Below are 19,130 nucleotides of genomic sequence, written 5' to 3'. Positions count from 1 at the left end.
ACGCCGAAGCGCGCACGCTCGCGACGGCGGAGGGGCAGATCGTGGCGGATATGGCACGGAAGTTCCCAGCGGCGTCAGTTGCGTGCGCCTACCGATGGCAGCGGCTGATGCACCCGGCGGGCGGCACCGGCGGTGAACGCCGCTGCCACCAGCAATGCGACCACGATCATCATCGCCAGGCGCAGCCCCACCTCCTCGCCGACGAAACCGAGCAACGGTGGGCCCACCAGGAACGCGAGGTATCCGCACGTGGCCACCGCGCTGACCCGCTCGGAGGCACGATCGGGATCGTCCCCGGCGGCCGAGATCGCCACCGGAAACCCGAGCGAGGCGCCCAGCCCCCACAGCACCACGGCCACGCCCGCGAAGAGTGCGCTGGGGGAGAAGACCACGACGGCGATTCCCGCGATCGCGCACACGGCGCTCAGCCGCAGCACCACCGGCCGGCCGAACCGCTCCACCACGGGCCCGCCGAGGAAGCGCCCGACGGTCATCGCGGCGGCGAACCCGGCGAAGACGAGCGAGCCCGCCGTGGCGGAGACGTCGTGGCCGTCGACCATGAGCAGCGGCAGCCAGTCGTTGGCCGACCCTTCGGCGAACGCCATCGCGAGGACGACGACACCGATGAGGAGCAGCCGACGGTCCCGCCACACGCTCGGGCGAGCCGGCGCCGTCGCGGCCCCCGCCCCGGAGGCGAGCGCAGGCTCCTTCCCGGTACCGGCGATCACCCCCGGGAGCGCCCACACCGTGAGCCCGATCATGAGCGTCGCGGCGAGCAGCAGGTGCCAGGCGGGGGAGAAGTCGATCGCCGTCAGGCCGATGCCGGCGAGCGCGCCGATCACCGTGCCGAGGCTGAAGCTCCCGTGCAGGATCGGCAGCACCGGGCGGCCGATCAGCCGTTCGAGGTCGGCGCCGGAGATGTTCAGGCCGATCTCCCCGAGACCGCCACCGATCCCGAAGACCAGCAGGCCGGCGAAGACGACCGGTGCCGCTGACCACAGGGCGCCCAGACCGACCAGCGCCGTGCCGGCGATCACGCAGACCGTCCCGATCGCGATCACCGGCCGGGTCCCCCAGCGGCGGACGAACCGGCCCGCACTGAGGACACCCGCCATCGAGCCGACGCTGAGGCCGAACAGGATCAGCCCCATCTGTGCTGTCGAGGCCTCCACCGCGTCCCGGATCGCCGGGGTGCGCGTCACCCAGGAGGACAACCCGATCCCGACGATCAGGATGAGCGCGAACAGCGAGTAGCGACGGCGTCGCAGGGAGGGCATGGCCTCGATCGTACGAGGGCTGCGGGTCGGTGTGCTGTTCGCCCTCCTCAGTCGGCGTCGGAGTCGCACGCCTCCATCAGGGTCTCCCAGCCGCTGTCGACGGCGGTCTGCACCGCGCCGCGGAGCACCGTGTCCTCCTGGAAGGCCGAGAGGCGACACTCGACACCGGTCGCGCCGTGCTCCGCCAACCGTTCCTGCAACACGGTGACCAGCGCCGGGCCGGAGCGGGCGATCCCGCCCGAGATCGCGACCGTGCGCAGTTCGAGTCCCACGCAGAGCGGAGCCACCGCGGCGGCGAGCGGGTCGATCCCCTGGGCCAGGGCGCTCAGCGCGACGGCGTCACCTGCGTCGGCCCTGCTGATCAGCTCCTCGGTGCTCAGCTCGGGGAGCTCGCCGTGGAGCGGGAGCCGATCCGAGCGGACCACCTGCTCGAGGTGGCACCGGCGCCCGGTGGCGGGGTCGCGGACCAACAGGGCTCCGAGCTCGCCTGCCGCGCCGTGCCGTCCGCGGTAGATCTGCCCGTCCAGCACCAGGCCGGCGCCCAGGCGCTGGCCCCATTGCAGGCTCAGGAAGTCCTCGGGCATATCGGGCACGGTCCGCATCGCACGCGCCGCCAGGTTGGCGTCGTTCTCGACGGCGACGTGACCGCTCACCGAGGTCGCCAGTGCCCCGACCACCTCCGCGGCCGTCCAGGCCCCGAGCCCGGGGCGCAGCTCGATACCGCCGGAGGACTCCTCGACGATGCCAGGGCTCGCCACGGTGGCGGCCAGCACGGCGGCCCGGGTCAGTCCGGTCTCGACCAGGGCATCGCTCACCAGCGTGCCGAGAACGCTGAGCATGTCCTCGCCGAGCTGGATGGGGCGTCGGTGCTGCAGGCGTGCCTTGCGCGTCCCGTCCAGGGAGGCGACCTCGACGACGGCGCGGTGGGCTCCGGCGTCCGCACCGATGACGGCGAAGCGGTCGAGCGCCACGGCGAACCGGATCGCCGGCCGGCCCGCCGTACCGGCGGGTTCGTGCCGATCGAGCCACCCGCGAGCCTCCAGGGTCGCCACGATGTTCGAGACCGTCGGCCGGGTCAGCGAGGTCGTCTCCGCCAGCTCGGAGATGCGCACCGGTTCGCGTAGTTGCCGCATCGCGGTGAGCACGCGCCGGGTGTTCAGCACCCGGAGGCGCGCAGTCCCGCGCGTGCTCTCGACCGTGGTCGCGTTCTTGCCGGCAGTCACCCACGCATCCTACTCAAACGAAAGATCCTTTATGAATTGACCTTGCATATGTCATGTGATCCCTGTTACACATGCTTTGTTCGCTTCCATCCCCCGCACTGAGGAGACCTGCCCATGTCCTCGTCCCACCCACCACGACGATCGCGCCCGGCCAGGCACGCCCGGCGGATGCTCGCCGGCACCGTGACCACCGCCCTCGCGCTCGGCCTCCTGGCCGTCTCCCCGGCGGTGGCCGACGAAGGCGACGTCTTCAGCTCCACCTGGGAGCTCGACGGCGACGCGAGCGACTCGGTCGAGGACCGCGACGGTGAGGTGCTGCCCGGTGTCACCTTCGCCGACGGCAGCGCCCAGTTCACCGCGGCCGACAACTCCGAGATCCGCCTCCCGTACGAGCGCAACCTCGAGCCGGGCAACGGCGAGTGGATCCTCGAGCTGACCGATGTGGTCCCCGGCACGCGCACCGGCTCCCACCAGGCGGTCGCGACCAGCCGTTCGAGCAACAACCAGGGCTGGGCCCTCTACATCATGCCCAACGGCGAGTTCCGCTTCTGGGCCCGGGTGGTGGGCCAGAGCCAGTGGGCGCAGTTCCCCACCGACGTGATCGCACAGCCCGGCACGAGCTATGACATCACCGTCACCTACACACCGGGGTCGGTGACCACCGAGATCAGCGGCGGCGCCGACGTCACCGTCACCGACGAGATCGGTATCCCGCTGATCAGCAGCGGCAACATGCCGATGCGCCTCGGCAACGGCAACGACTTCGGTGACGGCTTCTTCTACCGCGGATCCATCGGGAGCATGTCGCTCACGTCCTCCCCCAGGCAGGAGCCCTGGGCGGCGTGCGAGGCCGGTGACGGTGCCGCGCTGCCGGTGGCGACCCCAGACGCGGCCGTGCTGGATCGAGCGATCCCGGACGATGAGCTCACCCAGCTGAGCCTGGAAGCCGCGCAGAACGCCAACCGCTACATCACGACCACCTTCTGGGACGAGGAGTTCGCCTCCGAGCCCGGTGACTACATCCCGCTCTCGCGCCGGGTGGGAGCGCCTGAGTACGCACTGCGCGGTGTGTCGATGGCCGCGGTCAACATGTCGATCCTGGTCGCCACCGGCGGCTACGACCCCGAGGACACCGGCGTCAGCGAGGCCGAGGTCCGCGAGCGCATCGTGCGGATGGTCTCCTCCGCCGCCGTCGAGCACCGGTCGAACAACTCCGCCGGATGGGGACCGGAGGCGGACCGGTGGCAGGCATCGCTGTGGGCCTACTACAACGGCTTCGCCGCCTGGCTCCTCTGGGACGACTTCAGCCCGGCCCAGCAGGCCTGCGTGACCAACATGGTCGCCATGGAGGCGGACCAGATGGTCGCCCCCGAGTACTACCGCAACGCCGAGGGCACCATCGTGATCCCGGGTGACACCAAGTCCGAGGAGAACGCCTGGCGCAGCTCGCTCTCGGGCCTGGCCGCCACGATGATGCCGGGCGCGGCCAACAGCCAGGAATGGCGGTCGGACGCCATCGACCTCGCCCTGGCCGCATGGGCGACCCCGGAGGACGTCGAGAGCGACGAGGTCATCAACGGCCGCGCCCTGGATGAGCTGCTGACCGGCTCGAATGTCGAGTCCGACGGCACGGTCGAGAACCACAACCTCATGCACCCGATCTACATGCTCGCCTTCGACCAGAACGTCAACTCCGCCCTCACCCAGCAGTTGGCCGGCCAGCGGCCGGCGGAGGGCTTCTTCCACAACATCGACCTGACCTACGAGGCTTTCGTCGACCAGCAGTTCGACTCCCCGCCGTGGCAGGCGCCGGGTGGCACCATCTATGTGCCCGGTGAGTCCTCGATCTACTACCCCGACGGCAACGACTGGGGCAGCACCTTCCCGCTCTACTTCGCCCAGGGCGACGTGATCGCCGCGACCTACGGCGTCGGTGGGGACGTCAGCACCCCGCCCGCCGTCTGGGCCGAACGTCACCTGCAGGACGCGATCGACCTGCAGGACCGGTTCGAGGACGGGCGCACCTACCTCGACAACTCCGAGAGCAACTACGGGCTCCGGGAGGAGCGCACGGCCCAGATCGCCGCGCACACCTTCCTGACCCGCTTCCTCAACGCCGAGCAGGTGTGCATGACCGATCGCCCGTACACCAGCGACACCGACGACGCGTTGCTCGGTGAGCTCGAGATCGTGCGCGAGCTCATGGCGACGCCGGAGTGGGAGGAGCTCTCGACCGAGGTCCGCGAAACACTCGGGGCGGCCCTGGCCGACCTGGAGAGTGCCCGCACCGACGGCGACGACGCGACCGTGGAAGCGGCGGTGCGAGCACTCCAGCTCGAGCTCGTCGCCGCCGGGGAGGCGCCGGTTCTCACCGAGATCCGGGCGGTGCTCGACCAGGCGCAGCAGTGCACCATCGACATGCCGATCGCCATCACGGCGCCCGGCAAGGCCGACGCCGGGGATGAGATCAGCATCGGGCTCACCGGTGGCGAGCCGGACACCGAGTACCGGCTGCTCGTCGACGGCGAGGAGCTGGCGACGCTGACCACCGGAGCGGACGGGGCCGGTCTGGCCCTGCTCACGCTGCCGGAGACAGCGTCGGGCACGCTCACCATCCGCGCCGAGAACGGTGAGTCCTCGGCCGAGGCGGAGATCGTCCTCGAGGTGGTCGACCCCACCGATCCCACGGACCCCGATCCCACGGACCCCGATCCGACGGATCCGGACCCCACGGACCCGGACCCCACGGACCCCGATCCCACGGATCCGGACCCCACCGATCCGGACCCGACCGATGACGGGTCAGCGGGTGCTGGTGACGACGTGGGTGGTGACGGCGACCTGGCCGACACCGGGACGAGCCCGGCCACGGTGATCCTCGCAGTGCTCGGCGCGCTCACGCTCGCGGGCGGCACGGTCCTGCTCATCCTCCGCCGCCGGCTGAACGCCGGTCGGTAACCCTCCCGCCACAGTTCCCGCGGCGCGCACGAGCGCGCCGCGGGAACTTCCTGCCGTGCCGACGACGTCGGCACCACCCCCGGAAGGAGATGGTGTGATCGGGTACGACACGCCCGTGCGCCTGCTGGTGAACCAGATCGACCCCGACCGCCCGACCGCTCCGAGCCGGCGGCTGCTGGCGGTGCGCGAACCGCAGCGGCACGCCCTGGAGCGACTGCGCGCCTTCGCCCGGGTGCGTGGTTTCGACCGGCTCGCACCGGACGTCGACCGGGTCCTGGACGGCGATCCCCCACCGCACGGCTATGCGAGGTTCGACAGCTCCAACCACGCGATCCGGGTCATCGTCCTGTGGCCCCACTACGACGGTTCGCTGCCCTGAGGATCCGCGCCAGCTCGTCGTTCGCGCCGGTCCACGCCGCTGCCATACCGTCGCCGCCGTGGCCGTCGCCCTCGTCGATCACCAGCCGGCTCGCGGGCCACCGCCGGTGCAGCTCCCACGCCGTGCGCACCGGACCGCTGATGTCACGTCGCCCGTGGATCAGGACGGCCCGGATGTGGGCGATGCGCTCGACCCGGGCGAGCAGGGGAGGGTCGCAGAACCCGTCGTGGGCCCAGTAGTGGCTGGTCAGCACGGTGAACGCGTGCCGGAAGTCCGCATCCCGCCAGCGCGGGTCCGGCGCGAACCCACCCGCTCCGATCGAGACGTGCACGTCCTCCCACCGGGCCCACGCCTGCGAGGCCTCCTCCCGGGTGGCCGGGTCACGCAGGAGCCGCGCGTAGGCCTCCACCAGGCGGGACTCCCGACGGCGGTAGGCCGGGTCGTGCGTCTCGGCGAAGGTTGCGTAGCGCTCCCACTCCTCCGGGAAGATCATCCCGACCCCCTCGGTGAGCCAGGCCACCTCGGTGCGGGACGTCGTCGTGACGGCGAACAGGACCATGCCGAGCACCCGCTCCGGGTGCGCCTGGGCGTAGGCGATCGCCAGGGTGCTGCCCCAGGACACGCCGTTCAGCACCCAGGCGTCGATCCCGAGGTGCGTGCGCAGCTCCTCGAGGTCGGCGATCAGTCGCGGGGTGGTGTTGGCAACGAGGTCGTGGGAGGGGTCGTGAGCGAGCGGCAGCGAGCGCCCGCAACCGCGCTGGTCGAGCCCGATGACGCGGTACCGGTCCGGATCGAACCTGGAGACGTACCCGCCCTGACCGAGCCCACCGCCCGGGCCGCCGTGCAGGTAGAGGGCGGGGACGCCGTCGGGATGGCCGGACTCCTCCCACTGGAGGTGCTGACCGTCGGAGGCGGTGAGCAGGCCATGAATGCGGGGCACGGCGGGCGGGGACACGAGTGCGAGCGTAGACCCGGGCGTCGTGCGGCCAGGAGGGAGACCGAGGTGGTCAAGGCGATCGAGACGACCCTGCTCAGCCGTCGACGGCGGCCCGCAGGTCCTCGGCGGTCTCGGCCAGGTGGCGCTCCATCGCCGTGGCGGCGCCCACCGGGTCACCGCGGCGGACCGCCTCGACGACGCCGCGGTGCTGCTCGACCACGTCGTGGTGCGTCCCGCCCCGGGCGACGTGCCCGCGGATCGACTCGGTGAAAGCGTGGCCGAGGGCGTCCGAGAGCCCTTCCAGCAGCTGGCTCAGGAGTCTGTTTCCGCTGACGTGGGCGAGCGTGCCGTGGAAGGAGACGTCCGCCGTCACGTAGGCCTGCACCGACTCGGGCGAGGGTCCCTCCCGCGCGGAGTCGAGCGCGCGTGCCGCGCCGGCCATCCGCGCGATCGCCTCGTCGAGCTCGACCAGCCCCGGCTGGGTCGCGTGCCGGGCGGCATCGGCGGCACTGAGTCCCTCCAGCGAGCGGCGGATCTCCAGCAGCTCGGCCAGACCCCGGGGCTCGCGCCGGACCGAGACCGAGAAGTAGCCGGCCAGCACCGCGCTGGTGGGGTCGCGCACGACGGCTCGCCGCCCCTGGCTCACCTCGACCAGGCCGCGGGCCCCGAGCGCGCGCAACGCCTCCCGGACCGTCAACCGGGAGACGCCGAGATCGTCCGCGAGCTGCTTCTCCGCCGGGAGCCGCTCGCCCGCGGGATGTGCGAGCACGATCGCCTCGAGGCGGGAGACGACGTCGTCGAACGGCGTGGGCACGCAGCGCAACGTATCACCGGCACCGACCCGCCAACCTGTCTGATAGGTTCCGGCTGACGGACGGAGCGAGGGAGCCACCATGACGACCATCACCAAGATCGAGACCTTCCGGGTCCCCCCGCGCTGGCTGTTCCTGCGGGTCGAGACCTCCGACGGCGTCGTCGGCTGGGGCGAGCCCGTGCTCGAGGGCCGCGCGGCCACGGTCGAGGCGGCCGTGCACGAGATGGCGCCGCAGGTCATGGGCAGCGACTCGCGTCGCATCGAGGACATCTGGCAGCGACTGACCCGGTCGGCCTTCTACCGCCACGGGCCGGTCCTCAACAGTGCGATCGCCGGCTACGACCAGGCCCTGTGGGACATTGCGGGCAAGCGGCTCGGCGTGCCGGTGCACGAGCTGCTCGGTGGTGCTGTCCGGGACCGGGTGCGCACCTATTCGTGGGTGGGCGGGGATGATCCGGCCGGCGTACGTGAGCACATCCAGGCCCGGCTGGACCAGGGCTTCACCGCGGTGAAGATGAATGCCTCGGCCGCGCTGCGCCACATCGACTCCCCGGCCGCCACGGCGGGCGTGATCGAGCGGGCGCGTGCCGCCCGCGAGACGCTGGGGCCCGACGGCGACTTCGCCCTGGACTTCCACGGCCGCGTCTCCCCGGCGATGGCCCACCGGCTGCTGCCGCTGCTGGCCGAGCTCTTGCCCATGTGGGTGGAGGAGCCGGTGGTGCCCGAGCTCTCCGCCCAGCACCTGCCGGCACTGGTGGCGCGCAGCTCGGTCCCGATCGCCACCGGGGAGCGGGCCTTCTCCCGCTGGGACTTCAAGGCGCTGCTGGAGTCCGGGATCGCGGTGGCACAGCCGGACATCTCCCACGCCGGCGGGATCTCCGAGACCCGCAGGATCGCCACGATGGCCGAGACCTACGGCGTGGGCCTGGCGCCGCACTGCCCGCTCGGGCCGATCGCCCTGGCCTCCTGCCTGCAGGTCGACCTCGTCTCGGCGAACACGGTGATCCAGGAGTCGAGCCTGGGCATCCACTACAACGAGGGCTGGGACCTGCTCGACTACCTGGTCGACACGAGCCCGTTCGAGGTACGCGACGGCCACATCGACCGCCTCACCGGCCCCGGCCTGGGCGTGGAGATCGACGAGGCGGAGGTGCGCAAGGCCGCCGCCCGCGGCCACGAGTGGACCACACCGACGTGGAACCACGCGGACGGCAGCCTCGCCGAGTGGTAGGGGCCCACTGCGCCGGCGGTGGGTCGGTCAGTCGGTACTGACGAAGATGCAGAACGGATGGCCGGCCGGATCGGCGAACACGTACAGGGGTTCGTCCTCGTCGTCGGACCGGTCGAGGAGGAGTGTCGCCCCCAGCGCCAGGGCCCGTTGCCGTTGCTGCTCGAGCGCTTCAGCACCGGGCACGCTCGTGTCCAGGTGCATCATCTGTGGCGGCCGGCCATCGGGCCACACCGGGCGAGGGAGGTCAGCCACGTGCTGGAACGCGAGGTGCGGGCCTCCGCTCGGATCGCGCAGGACGAGCCAGTCCGGCTGGTGACCAGCGGCGTCGGCATCGTCGCCGGGCCGGTACTCCAAGCTGAGTAGACGGCGATAGAACTCGGCCAACGCACGCACATCGCTCGCGTCGATCACCGTCTGTCTGATGCGGGGATGTCGAACATTCGCCTCGGTCATGCGGTGCTCCTGGTCGGTGCTCCCGTTCGGTGGTGTGGGTGCGGACCCATCCTGGCCCGCACCTGGGGCCCGCCCCTCCGGACGGGCCCCAGGTCGCGAGATCAGGTGCGCTTGCGGCGTCCGGTGACGGCGGTGTAGATCACCAGGACGAGGATGGAGCCGGCGAGGGCCAGCAGCCAGGTCTGGATGCTGAAGAAGTCCTCGATGCCCTCACCGAGAAGGGCGGAGCCGAGGAAACCGCCGACGATCGCTCCGACCACGCCGATCACGAGGCTGGCGAGCCAGCCACCGACGGCACGGTCCTTCAGGATCGCCTTGGCCAGGGCGCCGCAGATGAGCCCGACGATCAGATAGCCGAGAATTCCCATGGTGTTGCCTCCTGCAGTAACTGGCCCGGGGCGGATCTCGCCCGGGCAGCACTCAACGTAGTAGTACCGAGCCGGTGGCGCGCGGTGAAAGCACTCGCCGCGCCGCACACCGCCACCGCGGGGCCGTCGATAGGGCTACTCTCTGGCTCGTGGAATCACTCGCCAGCCCGGACGTCTGGATCGCCCTCGCCACGCTGCTCGCACTCGAGCTCGTGCTCGGCGTCGACAACGTCGTCTTCATCTCCATCCTCGCCAACCGGCTCCCGGCCGAGCAGCGCCAGCGGGCGCGCGTCATCGGCCTGGCGCTCGCGCTGGTGATGCGGGTGATCCTGCTGTTCTTCGCCTCCTGGATCGTGGGCCTGACCGATCCGTGGTTCACGATCGGTGGGATCGAGGCGCTGGCCTTCTCGGGCCGCGACCTGATCCTGATCGCCGGCGGTGCGTTCCTGATCTACAAGGCCGTCACCGAGATCCACCACAAGCTCGAGGGCGCCGAGGGCGCGCAGGAAGGCACGGCCTCCCAGGCTGCCACCACCTTCGGTCGGGTGATCCTGCAGATCGTCCTCATCGACATGGTGTTCTCGCTCGACTCGGTGATCACCGCCGTCGGCATGGTCGACCAGCTGTGGGTGATGATCACCGCAGTGGTGGTGGCGATCGTGCTGATGATGTTCCTGGCCAAGTCGATCGGTGACTTCGTCGACCGCCACCCGACCGTGAAGATGCTGTGCCTGGCCTTCCTGGTGCTCATCGGCGCCACGCTGCTCGCCGAGGGCTTCGATGTGCACGTCAGCAAGGGGATGATCTACGGGCCGATCGCCTTCGCGATCGGCGTGGAGGTGCTCAACCTCATCTACCGCAACCGCAGCGCGAAGAAGGCCGGCGCGAGCCCGGAGCCGGTGCACCTCAAGGGCAAGTACCGCGAACCGCGCACCGGCGCCGGCGTCTGAGAACGCAGCCGCCGACCGCAACTGACGGGCCCCAGCGACTCCGTGCCAGATGGGGCACGGATGCCGTGCAGGCCGTCAGTTGCGTCCCGCTCCCGGCCTACAGCCACCCATACCGGTCGGCGGTGCGCGCCGCCTCCACCCGGTTCGAGGCGCCCACCTTCCCGATGGCGGAGGAGATGTAGTTGCGCACGGTGCCCTGGCTCAGGTGCACCCGCCCCGCGATCGTGGCGATCGGCTCGCCGTCCAGGCAGGCACGCAGCACCTGGGCCTCCCGCTCGGTCAAGGGGTTCGGGCCCCCGGTCAGCGACTCGGTGGCGAGGGTCGGATCGACCACTCGCCTTCCGGCATGGACTGCGCGGATCGCATCAGCCAGTTCGGTGGCGGGGGTGTCCTTGACCACGAACCCCGCGGCACCGGCCTCGAGGGCGCGCCGCAGATAGCCGGGCCGGCCGAACGTGGTGACCATCAGCGAGCGGACCTCCGGCAGCTCGGCACGCAGCTGGGCGGCCACCGCGATCCCGTCCTTCCCCGGCATCTCGATATCGAGCAGGCAGACCTGCGCCTCGTGCTCGCGGGCCGCGGCAAGTACCGCGTCCCCGGTGCCCACCTCGGCCACGACGTCGAGATCGTCCTCGAGCCGGAGCAGGGCGGCGAGGGCCCCTCTCACCAGCGCCTGGTCATCGGCCAGCAGTACGCGGATGCTCACCAGTGCACCTCCACCCGGGTTCCCCCGGCCTCGCCGGGGCTGACCGTCAGCGTGCCACCCGCGGCTCGCACCCGCTCCCGCGCACCCCGCAACCCGCCGGACTCGGTGGCCGCCCCCGGCCCCACGCCGTCGTCGATCACCTGCATCGATGCCGAGGCCAGGGTGACCTCGCAGCGGGTGGCACGGGCGTGGCGCACCACGTTCGTGACCGCCTCGCGCAGCACCCAGGCGAGCACGATGCGGTGCCGGGGGTCGACCACGGCGGGGTCGGCCGGGACCACGGCAGTGATGCCGGCGTCGATGAGCGCGGCGCGGGCGGACTCCAGCTCGTCCGCGAGCCTCGCGACCCGGAGTCCGCTCACCGTCGCGCGCACCTCGCCCAGTGCCTCCCGCGTGAGGGATCGGATCGCGGCGATCTCCGCCTTGGCAGCCTCCGGATCGGCATCGACCAGTCGCTCGGCGAGCTCGGCCTTGACGGTCACCACCGTGAGGCTGTGCCCGAGCACGTCGTGGACGTCCCGTGCCACCCGCTCCCGCTCGGCGGTCAGGACGAGCTGGTTCTCCAGCTCATCGCGTTGCTGCTGACGGCCGTCGATCCACCGGATCATGCCGACGAAGGCCGCCGTGCCGGCGGTGATCATCAGGTAGAACCACCGGTCCAGATGGTCGGTGCTGATCAGCACCACCGCCATCGCCAGCAGCAGCACCGCCACGAACTGCACCGCGCGCCGCAGCGGCTGGCTGAAGATCGCATAGGTGGCCAGGAACGTGAACATCCCGAAGGCATCCACCCCCACGGCCACGAACACCGGCACGGTCAGCACTCCGAGAATCCCCAGCAGCACGGCGGCGTGACCGTCCTGACCCAGGGTGCGCGCGTTGACGATGAAGGCGTAGACGTACAGGCCCGCGAAGGCCACGATCGCCGTCAGCGGGATCGCCGCGGCCAGACCTGTCAGCGGGGACTGCAGGATCCCGGCCACCGGGAAGGCGAGGAAGGCCAGCCACGGGGTGGCGAGCAGCCAGCTGAACCGCAGCCAGGGTGCGGGCGGCAGGGCCGGCTCCTCGAGCGCGTCGCCCGGGCCGCTGCTCGCCTCGGCCGTACCGGTGGTCGGGACCTCACTGGGCGTCGTCATGGTGGGAGTCATTGTCTCGCGCCCTGCGTTACTGACGGGAGCGGCCGCGCCGCACCAGCAGCACCGCCCCGACGGCGAAGATCAGTGTCCAGGCCACGGAATTGGCCAGCAGCACCCACAGCGGGTCCGACCCGCCGACGCCGTCCGTGGCCACCAGGGCGCCGTCGGTGAGCGGGAAGCGGGCGAGGCCGATGATCCCGTACAGCGGGGTGAACTTCGCGATCGTCAGCATCGCGCCGCTCAGGGGGAAGAAGATGTTGCCGAGGAATGCCAGGATCACCAGGGCGCCACTGGCCGCCCCCACCGCCGCCTCGCTGCGGAACAGCAGGCCCACGATGAGGCCGTACAGCGAGAAGACCGCCGCCCCCAGCATCACGATCGCGGCGCTCGCGGCCCACACCCACCCGGGTGCGCTGGAGCCGGTGAACGCGCCGATCACGTACACCAGGCCGATCGGGATCAGCGAGATCGTGAAGGCCACGGTCGTCTTCACCGTGACGTAGCGCGCATCCGACATCGGCGTCAGGCCGAGCTGGCGACCCCACCCCTGCATCCGCTCGACGGCGGCCATCCCGCCTACGCCAGTGGTCGCCGTCACGGCCCCGAAGGCCGCCATCGAGATCATCGTGTGCATGGAGACGTTGCCGTTGCCGATCGGGTAGGCGCCGTAGTCCATTGAGGCGCCGAAGACGATGAAGAAGAACGCCGGCATCACCGCGATGAAGAACATGCTGACCAGGTCCCGGCTCACGCGGGCGAGCTCGATGCGCAGGTAGGTGGTGTTCATCGGGTGGCTCCTTGGGTGAGAGTGGTGAAGGCGTCGTCGAGCGAGCCGGAGGTGACGAGCAGGTCGGTGCCGCCCAGGTCGAGCACGGTGCGGGCCAGGGCGTCGGAGTTGGTGGCGTGCAGGTGCACGCGTTCGCCGTCGTGCTCGCCGGAGGTGACGAGCTCGAGGTCGCGCAGGCGAGCCAGGGCACCGGACGGGTCGCCGAACGCGGCCGAGACCCGCCGTCCGGTGGCGCGGGCACGGATCTCCTCCGTGGTGCCGTCGGCCACGACGCGCCCGCCTGCCACCATCACGATCCGCTGTGCGAAGGCGTCGGCCTCCTCCAGGTAGTGGGTGGCGAAGACGACCGTGCGCCCGTTCGCCGCCTCGGCGTGCATCGTGCGCCAGAACTCGCGCCGGGCGGTCACATCCATCCCGGCGGTGGGCTCGTCGAGGATCAGCAGGTCCGGGTCGGGCAGCAGCGCGAGGGCGAAGCGCAGCCGCTGCTGCTCCCCGCCGGAGCACTTGGACACCTTCCGGCCGGCGATGTCGGTCAGGCCCGCGCGCTCGAGCACGCTGCCGACTCCGGCGTGGTCGGCGTAGGTGGAGGCGATCAGCCGGATGGTCTCGGCCACGGTGAGGTCACGCAGCAGCCCCCCGGTCTGCAGCACGGCCGAGACCCGGCCGGTGGCCACGGCGCGGCGGGGCTGCTGACCGGCCACCGTCACCGTGCCCGCGGTGGGGTCGGTCAGGCCGAGCACCATGTCGAGCGTGGTGGTCTTGCCGGCGCCGTTCGGTCCGAGGAAGGCGACGATCTCGCCGGTCCGGATGGTCAGGTCGATCCCGTCGACCGCACGGACGGGCCCTGCGGCGGACCGGAACTCCTTGACGATGCCGTCGAGCTCGACGGCCGGTGATGTGCTCATACCCCCACGGTGGCGCCGCGGAGGTGTCCACCGCGAGGGGGTGCTGTCACGAGCTCCGTGTGACAGGTGTCATCCGATCGCTCCCGTCACCCGACGGCGCGCACCTGTTCCACCTGCCCCGAGGCCACCGACCGCTGCGCCGCCGTCACGAGCGCGAGGGTGCGCGCACCGACGCGGCCGTCCGGTTGCGGGGCGGTCCCGGTGCGGACCGCCTCGAGGAAGGCGGTGATCAGCCGGGCGTCGAGGTCGGTGCTGTAGGCCTGCCAGATCGAGCCGTCGGAGTCGTAGCCGCCCACATGGCCGGCGAACGGGTCGATCCGCATCGACCCCTCGGTGCCCTGCACCTCGAGCGTCAGCCCGCCCCAGGTCGGTGCCGAGTCCGGGACCGACCACGAGCAGTCGATCTGCGCGATCACGCCACCGGGGTAGCACGCCGAGACCACGCCCCCGGTCTCGACCCCGGCGTCCGGGTGCAGGATCTGGTTGGTCACCGCGTGCACCCGTTCGGCCGGCTCGCCCAGTAGTGCGTCGAGCAGGTCGGCCACGTGCACCACGTGGTCCATCATCGCCCCACCCCCCGAGCGCTCCGGGTCGGTGAACCAGGAGCGCTCCTGTGGCCGCGGCATCTTGCCGTTGTTGGTGCCGTGCACCGACATGATCTGCCCGAGCTGGCCGGCACGGACCCGCGCGAGCAGGTCCTCGACCACCGGCGCGAACCGCACCGGGTAGGCGGTCATCAGGATCCGGCCCGCGGCCTCCGCGGCGGCCACCATCGCCGCGGCGTCCTCGTCACTGGTGGCCAGCGGCTTCTCGCACAGCACGTGCGCCCCCGCCGCCAGCGCCTGCTCCGTCAGCTCGCGGTGGGCGGTGTTCTCCGCACAGATCACGACGGCGTCCGGGGCCTGCGCCAGCACGCTCGCCACGTCCGGGAGGTACTCCAGACCGAGGTCGGCGGCGAGCTCGGCGCCGCGCCGGGTGCCCGGGTCCGGAGCGCCGGTGTCGGTCCCGATCACGCGGATCCCGGGCTGCGCCCTCAGGTAGGCGGCGTAACCGTGGACGTGCGGGTGGGCGAAGGACAGGATCGCGACGGTCAGCGTCATCGGCGGGCCTCCTCGGTGGTGGGTCGGCCGGTGGCCGGAGCGTCCGCGTCCGATCCGGCAAGCGCGACCACCGCGCCGGTCCGGATGGATTCGTTGGCGGCCTCGGCCAGGCGTACGGCGGCGATCCCGTCCGGTCCGCCCACCTGTGCCGGTGAACCCTCCCGGATGGCCCGGGCGAAGTCGACGATCTGGGTGGTGTAGGGGCTGGTGGCCACGTCCGCCGGTGGCAGGTAGCCGCCTCCGGGGGTCGGCGGCAGGTGCAACCGCACGCCGTCCTCGCGGGCCGAGTCGTGCCGGAGCAGACCGTCCCGCCCGGCCAGCTCGAAGGAGGAGGAGAACGGCAGGTGCGGGTGGCCCCACACGCCGAAGCAATGGCTGATCGCGCCGGAGGCGTGGGTGAGGGTGACGGTGGCGCTCGCGGTCCGGGCGCTGTCGGCGGTGCGCGTGACGGACTGGGCGAACACCTCGGTGACCGGGCCCGAGAGCCAGGTGGCCTGGTCCAGGTCATGGATCATCTGGTCCATGACGATGCCCCCGGAGCGCGGGACGTCGAAGAACCAGTCCTGCGCCGGAGCGGCGCTGACCCGCCGGAAGCGGCTGACGGCCGGCGGTCCGATCCGGCCTGCCGCCACGGCGGCGTGGGCCGCGGCGTAGGCGGGGAAGTAGCGCACCACGTGCGCCGGGAACAGCCGCACGCCTGCCTGCTCGGCGGCCTCGACCATCACGGTGGCGTCGTGGGAGGTGAGGGCAAGCGGCTTCTCGCAGACCACGTGCTTACCGGCGGCGATCGCGGCGAGGGCGAGGTCGGCATGGGTGGCGGTCGGGGTGACGACGTCGACCACGTCGACCCGGTCGAGCAGCTCCTCCAGGCTGTCGGTGACCGTGCCGCCGAAGCGGGCGACCAGGTCCGGCGCCCCGCGGGTGGAGTGCACGAGCAGCTCGGCACCGAGGCTTCGCCAGGCGGGGGCGTGCACGCCCGCGATCCCGCCGGCGCCGAAGAGACCCACGCGCAGCGCGGGAGCGGGAGGGGTCATGAGGTCGTCCTTCGGTCGAGGTCCGGTGCCGGGACCTCCCGCGGAGCGGAGCCGGCCCGCAGCGACTCGGTGGCCGCCACGGCAGTGGCGACGGCGTGGCGCGCCGCCAGCGGGGAGGTGAGGGTGGGTGCGCCGTCGGTCACCATGGCGAGGAACTCCGCCACGGTGCGCGCGTCGGCGTCGCCGTGCCCGCCCTCGTCGCCGGTGATCGGGTACTCGGCGTCACCGTCGGGCCGGTAGCCCGAGCGTCGGTTCCACACCCGCACCACGCCGCCCTCGCCGTCGCCGAAGTTCTCCAGCCGGCCCTCGGTGCCGATCACGGTGTAGTTGCGCCAGTAGTCGGGGGTGTAGTGACACTGCTGATACGAGGCGTGGACGCCGTTGTCGAGCTGCATCTGGACCATCGACAGGTCCTCGACGTCGATGACGGGGTGCAGCTCGCGCTGGCTGAGTGGCGGCCAGTTCTCGAGGGAGAACCAGTCCGCCATCCGGCGATCGGAGTTGTCGCGGCGGTCGGTGACCTGGTCGTAGAGGGTCAGGCCGCCCATCCCGGTGACGCGGGTGCTGTAGCCGCCGGCCAGATGGTGGATGACGTCGATGTCATGAGCACCCTTCTGCAGCAGCAGGCCGGTGCTGCGGGCGCGCTCGGCGTGCCAGTCCTTGAAGTAGTAGTCGCCGCCGTGGCCCACGAAATGGCGGCACCAGACGGCCTTGACCTCGCCGATCTCGCCCCGGTCGATGATCTCGCGCATCAGCCGCACCACGCTCATGTGTCGCATGTTGTGGCCCACGTACAGGGGTGTCCCGGTGCGGGTGGCCACGGCCAGGATCCGGTCGGCGTCCGCCGTCGTGATCGCGAGCGGTTTCTCGCAGAACACGGCGATCCCGGCCTCCAGCAGCGGGATGGTGACCTCGGCGTGGGTGTCGTCGGGGGTCAGGACCAGGGCCGCTGTGACGGCGCCGGGGGCCTCGAGGAGGTCGGCGACGGTGGCGTACTGCACGGGTTCGCCGGGCAGGAACTCAGCCGTGCGGGCGCGCGCTTCGGTATCGGGATCGACGAGAGCAGTGGCACGGCCGACCGGGTCGACGTGCCGCGCGAGCGAGGCTCGGGCGCCGCAGCCGATGACGGCGACGCGCACGGGCGCTGATTCCGGCGGCGGGGGAATGCTCATCGGTCCATCCTGCCTCGTGCTCGCCAGGAGCAGGAAGAGGGGGTCGGCTCACTATCCTGTTCAGGTGGAGGACTTCTGGCAGTTCGTCGGCGGCTACTGGTGGCTGGTGTTCCCGCTCGCCGGGATCACGGGCGGCTGGTTCAAGGGCGTCCAGAAGTGGGACGAGCGCCGCCGCCGGGACAAGCTGGAGATGTACCGGCTGAAGTACGGCGCACAGCACAGCGCGGCCACTCCACCCCATGCGCCGGATCAGCCGGCGGCACCCGCGCAGGTGCGCACCCGCGAGATCGAACGCGTCCTGGCCGACCACGACGAGGTGAACCGCCGCTGGCTCGCCTATGAGCTCGACGTCGCCAAGCTGATCGACTACCCCGTCATGACCGACATGCGCGAACAGGTCACCGCCGACTTCCACCGCGCCAAACGCAACGCTGATGGCCTGCGGCCGGACGACACCGAGGAACTGCGCGACCCGGACGCGCTCTCGCGCTACCGCGACGCGGTCCGCGACTACCAGCTCGCCTTCGACATCGCCGAACGTGAGGCGCGGCGCCGACGCACGTCCGACTTCTCCGAGACCGAGCGGGCATCGTTGAACCGGGCCAAGCAGCTGCTGGCGCTCGCTGACGACACCGGCGCCACCCAGGCCGAACGCCAGTCCGCCTACCGCCGCGCCACCCGTGAACTGGAGGGGCTCATCGCCCTTCCCGAAGCGACCACCGGCGCGCTCGAGCAACGGATCGCGGGCGCCCTGCCGTCGCGCCCCCAGGTCGATCGGCCCGAGCGCCCGACGGCGTAACGACCGCGAGGGTACCTCTCAGGTCAGGCGGTCGAAGTCGCCACGCACCCAGGCGATGTGCCGCTCAGCTGATCTTCGCAACACCTCCTGCCCGTCGGAGTCGATCGCGTTGCCGAAGTTCCCGACGATCCGGTCGAAGGTCAGCGAGGCGAGCTGGGCCGCGATCCGTTCCACCACCGCCGCCGAGAGCGGGATCTTGTTCGGGTAGCTGCGCAGGAACCCCACCGAGGCCCGGTCCGGGTTGGGGAAGATCGTGTCCCCGGTCAGCAGCAGTCCCCGCCCACCGGCCCCGGCGCCCCAGTGGACCACCGTGCTCCCGGGGAAGTGCCCGCCCACCTGGTGCAAGGTCAGACCCGGCGCCACCTCGCGGGTGCCCGACCAGAACCGGACCCGGTCACTGGAACGACCGAGCCATCCGGCATCGGACTCGCACACCAGCACCTCGGCGTCCAGCTCACGGGCCCACTCCACCTGGACGCCGAACATGTGCGGGTGGCTGGCGGCCACCGCCAGGACCGGACCGTGCTCGCGTACCCGGGCGACGCCGTCGTCATCCAGATAGCCCGGCGGGTCCCACAGCAGGGAACCGCCGGGGGCACGGACCAGTTGCGCGGTCTGCCCGATCCCGACGGCGTCCCGGGTGCTGAGGCCGTGCACGTCCGGTTCGGTCTCGGTCCAGGTCAGCGTCGTGCCGGCTGCGCGCAGCTCGGCCACCGTGGTCCATCTCTGCCCGTCGGCCGGGACGTACTGGCGCTCGTCGGCGCAGATGGGGCATACCGCCGGGACCGGTTCGTCGTACTCCACCGCGCAGGTGGCACAGATGAGCATGGGCCGATCATGGCGTGTAGGCGGCGGGAGCGCGAGCCTGTGCCGGGTGCGCATGGTCGCTGTAGCGTGGCGA

At 71.5% G+C, this 19,130-nt stretch carries 19 protein-coding genes; 5 read left to right on the top strand and 14 right to left on the bottom strand.

The annotated features are described in order from the left end of the window. Nucleotides 1-74 precede the first annotated feature (74 nt). Entirely contained in the window at nt 75-1,346 is a 1,272-nt protein-coding gene (locus tag LQF12_RS16085) for an MFS transporter (RefSeq protein WP_354004686.1), read from the bottom strand. Continuing rightward, the gene (locus LQF12_RS16080) at nt 1,325-2,500 is read right to left on the bottom strand and encodes an ROK family transcriptional regulator (protein WP_231053910.1); all 1,176 of its coding nucleotides are present in this window, start codon (nt 2,498-2,500) and stop codon (nt 1,325-1,327) included. The genes LQF12_RS16085 and LQF12_RS16080 overlap by 22 nt, the downstream gene beginning before the upstream one ends. A 114-nt stretch (nt 2,501-2,614) precedes the next feature. On the opposite strand from LQF12_RS16080, the gene LQF12_RS16075 reads away from it, so the two are divergent. Beyond that, nucleotides 2,615-5,458 (top strand): hypothetical protein, encoded by a 2,844-nt coding sequence (locus tag LQF12_RS16075; protein WP_231053909.1) that lies wholly within the window; start codon nt 2,615-2,617, stop codon nt 5,456-5,458. 94 nt (nt 5,459-5,552) lie between these two features. Next, a complete protein-coding gene (locus LQF12_RS16070) occupies nt 5,553-5,837 on the top strand; it encodes a hypothetical protein (protein ID WP_231053908.1) in 285 nt (94 codons plus the stop codon). Here LQF12_RS16070 and LQF12_RS16065 read toward each other — a convergent pair. Continuing rightward, complete coding sequence (locus LQF12_RS16065; RefSeq protein WP_231053907.1) at nt 5,797-6,792, bottom strand: alpha/beta fold hydrolase; 996 nt, start codon at nt 6,790-6,792, stop codon at nt 5,797-5,799. The genes LQF12_RS16070 and LQF12_RS16065 overlap by 41 nt on opposite strands. Nucleotides 6,793-6,868: 76 nt before the next feature. Further along, nucleotides 6,869-7,588 (bottom strand): FadR/GntR family transcriptional regulator, encoded by a 720-nt coding sequence (locus LQF12_RS16060; RefSeq protein WP_231053906.1) that lies wholly within the window; start codon nt 7,586-7,588, stop codon nt 6,869-6,871. A 79-nt stretch (nt 7,589-7,667) separates the two neighbouring features. Here LQF12_RS16060 and dgoD point away from each other — a divergent pair, with 79 nt between their 5' ends. Further along, complete coding sequence (gene dgoD / locus LQF12_RS16055) at nt 7,668-8,819, top strand: galactonate dehydratase (RefSeq protein WP_231053905.1); 1,152 nt, start codon at nt 7,668-7,670, stop codon at nt 8,817-8,819. 27 nt (nt 8,820-8,846) lie between these two features. Here dgoD and LQF12_RS16050 read toward each other — a convergent pair whose 3' ends face one another. Then, complete coding sequence (locus LQF12_RS16050; RefSeq protein ID WP_231053904.1) at nt 8,847-9,272, bottom strand: VOC family protein; 426 nt, start codon at nt 9,270-9,272, stop codon at nt 8,847-8,849. Nucleotides 9,273-9,373: 101 nt separating this feature from the next. Continuing rightward, entirely contained in the window at nt 9,374-9,640 is a 267-nt protein-coding gene (locus LQF12_RS16045) for a GlsB/YeaQ/YmgE family stress response membrane protein (protein ID WP_231053903.1), read from the bottom strand. A 149-nt stretch (nt 9,641-9,789) separates the two neighbouring features. Here LQF12_RS16045 and LQF12_RS16040 point away from each other — a divergent pair, with 149 nt between their 5' ends. Beyond that, nucleotides 9,790-10,590, top strand: coding sequence for a TerC family protein (locus tag LQF12_RS16040; RefSeq protein ID WP_231053902.1), 801 nt, complete (start codon nt 9,790-9,792; stop codon nt 10,588-10,590). A 97-nt stretch (nt 10,591-10,687) separates the two neighbouring features. Here LQF12_RS16040 and LQF12_RS16035 read toward each other — a convergent pair whose 3' ends face one another. The 7 genes from LQF12_RS16035 to LQF12_RS16005 all read right to left on the bottom strand — a co-directional run bounded on the left by LQF12_RS16035 (nt 10,688) and on the right by LQF12_RS16005 (nt 17,430). Then, entirely contained in the window at nt 10,688-11,296 is a 609-nt protein-coding gene (locus LQF12_RS16035) for a response regulator transcription factor (RefSeq protein ID WP_231053901.1), read from the bottom strand. Beyond that, the gene (locus LQF12_RS16030; protein WP_231053900.1) at nt 11,293-12,432 is read right to left on the bottom strand and encodes a sensor histidine kinase; all 1,140 of its coding nucleotides are present in this window, start codon (nt 12,430-12,432) and stop codon (nt 11,293-11,295) included. The genes LQF12_RS16035 and LQF12_RS16030 overlap by 4 nt, the downstream gene beginning before the upstream one ends. Before the next feature lie 28 nt (nt 12,433-12,460). Further along, on the bottom strand, nt 12,461-13,219 hold the full coding sequence (locus LQF12_RS16025) for an ABC transporter permease (RefSeq protein WP_231053899.1): 759 nt from the start codon (nt 13,217-13,219) through the stop codon (nt 12,461-12,463). Further along, nucleotides 13,216-14,124 (bottom strand): ABC transporter ATP-binding protein, encoded by a 909-nt coding sequence (locus tag LQF12_RS16020; protein ID WP_231053898.1) that lies wholly within the window; start codon nt 14,122-14,124, stop codon nt 13,216-13,218. The genes LQF12_RS16025 and LQF12_RS16020 overlap by 4 nt, the downstream gene beginning before the upstream one ends. Before the next feature lie 86 nt (nt 14,125-14,210). Further along, entirely contained in the window at nt 14,211-15,224 is a 1,014-nt protein-coding gene (locus LQF12_RS16015) for a Gfo/Idh/MocA family protein (protein ID WP_231053897.1), read from the bottom strand. Next, nucleotides 15,221-16,258 (bottom strand): Gfo/Idh/MocA family protein, encoded by a 1,038-nt coding sequence (locus LQF12_RS16010; protein WP_231053896.1) that lies wholly within the window; start codon nt 16,256-16,258, stop codon nt 15,221-15,223. Before LQF12_RS16010 ends, LQF12_RS16015 begins: the two co-directional genes overlap by 4 nt. After that, the gene (locus tag LQF12_RS16005; RefSeq protein ID WP_231053895.1) at nt 16,255-17,430 is read right to left on the bottom strand and encodes a Gfo/Idh/MocA family protein; all 1,176 of its coding nucleotides are present in this window, start codon (nt 17,428-17,430) and stop codon (nt 16,255-16,257) included. The genes LQF12_RS16010 and LQF12_RS16005 overlap by 4 nt, the downstream gene beginning before the upstream one ends. 64 nt (nt 17,431-17,494) lie before the next feature. Here LQF12_RS16005 and LQF12_RS16000 point away from each other — a divergent pair, with 64 nt between their 5' ends. Next, a complete protein-coding gene (locus LQF12_RS16000; protein ID WP_231053894.1) occupies nt 17,495-18,229 on the top strand; it encodes a hypothetical protein in 735 nt (244 codons plus the stop codon). Nucleotides 18,230-18,247: 18 nt separating this feature from the next. Here the strand turns inward: LQF12_RS16000 and LQF12_RS15995 are convergent, their stop codons facing one another. After that, nucleotides 18,248-19,057: an MBL fold metallo-hydrolase gene (locus tag LQF12_RS15995; RefSeq protein WP_231053893.1), complete on the bottom strand. Its 810-nt coding sequence runs from the start codon at nt 19,055-19,057 to the stop codon at nt 18,248-18,250. Between the last annotated feature and the right edge of the window lie 73 nt (nt 19,058-19,130).

This window comes from Ruania suaedae (genome assembly GCF_021049265.1).
GTDB classification, from domain to species: domain Bacteria; phylum Actinomycetota; class Actinomycetes; order Actinomycetales; family Beutenbergiaceae; genus Ruania; species Ruania suaedae.
The sequence above is the reverse complement of the archived record's forward strand: the minus strand, read 5'-3'. Positions and strand labels throughout refer to the sequence as shown.